Source organism: Frischella sp. Ac48 (assembly GCF_019641635.1).
Classification (GTDB): domain Bacteria; phylum Pseudomonadota; class Gammaproteobacteria; order Enterobacterales; family Orbaceae; genus Frischella; species Frischella japonica.
The window spans coordinates 1-1034 of sequence record NZ_JAETXP010000035.1 but is presented as its reverse complement, the minus strand read 5'-3'; the positions used below and the strand labels follow the sequence as shown (position 1 = coordinate 1034).

At 33.6% G+C, this 1034-nt stretch carries 1 protein-coding gene; it reads right to left on the bottom strand.

Annotated features, from left to right (window positions below; genetic code table 11):
- Positions 1-125: 125 nt before the first annotated feature.
- Positions 126-722 carry a glutathione transferase GstA gene (gstA, locus tag JMI89_RS11770; protein WP_220680180.1) on the bottom strand — a complete coding sequence of 199 codons (597 nt, stop codon included), beginning with the start codon at positions 720-722 and terminating at the stop codon, positions 126-128.
- Between the last annotated feature and the right edge of the window lie 312 nt (positions 723-1034).

The window sequence follows — 1034 nt, the reverse complement described above, 5'->3', positions numbered from 1 at the left end:
GTTTTTATCTAATCAGATTATACCGTTCAGTTAAGTAACAGTTTATTAATGATAAGTTATCAGCTAAAGGTAAAAACAGGTATTTAATAAATACAAAGGGATGTGGGGCATCGCCCCACTAAAACTTATTTACTTTCAAGTGCTACAGCTTGTTGTACCGCCGGTATTGTTTCAATATGTTTTACATATTGCTCAATAGCTGGATAAACCTGAGTTAATTTAAAATATTTAAGCCAGTTTAGCACCACATAAAGATATGCATCAGCAATAGTAAAGGAATTGGTTGCAATAAATTGACGATGAGTTAAATGCTGTTCAACATGGGCTAATTTTTTTTCTAAAACGATCAATGCTGCGTTTTTGACAGATTCTGAATCTGATTTAAATAATGGTAAAAATGCAGGATGTAATTCGGTGCCGACAAAACTAAGCCATGAAAGCGTTTGATAGCGTTCAATCTTTCCGACAGACGCAATTAATTTAGCATCTGTTGCTTTATCGGCAATATATTGTGCAATCGCAATATTTTCTGTCAAAATGGTACCATCATCAAGTTCAAGTGTCGGTACTTGCCCTTCTGGATTAATATCATAAAAATTAGCACCATGTTCGGTTTTTTTAGTCTTTAGGTCAACTTTTTCTACGCTATAATTAAGACCAGACATGCAGAGTAAAATATGCTGGGTAAGTGAACAGGCAAAAGGGCTATAGTATAGTTTCATTATTCATTTCTCCATAGTGGGTGAAAAACTTTATAAATTTATTTAATCTATCATAGCGCGGTTCTTGAATATAAACAAAGGATTCTCAATAGTCAGCAATCTTTAACTAATAAGTTAAGTGATGAAACACTAAAATACTTAAAGTAGGTTGATGCCCCACAGCCTTTTATGTTTACTACATACCCGTTTTTACCTTTAGCTGATAACTTATCATTAATAAACTGTTACTTAACTGAACGGTATAATCTGATTAGATAAAAACTATCATTACCATACTGGGAACTTAATCGGTTAAATGGGGCGATGCCCCAC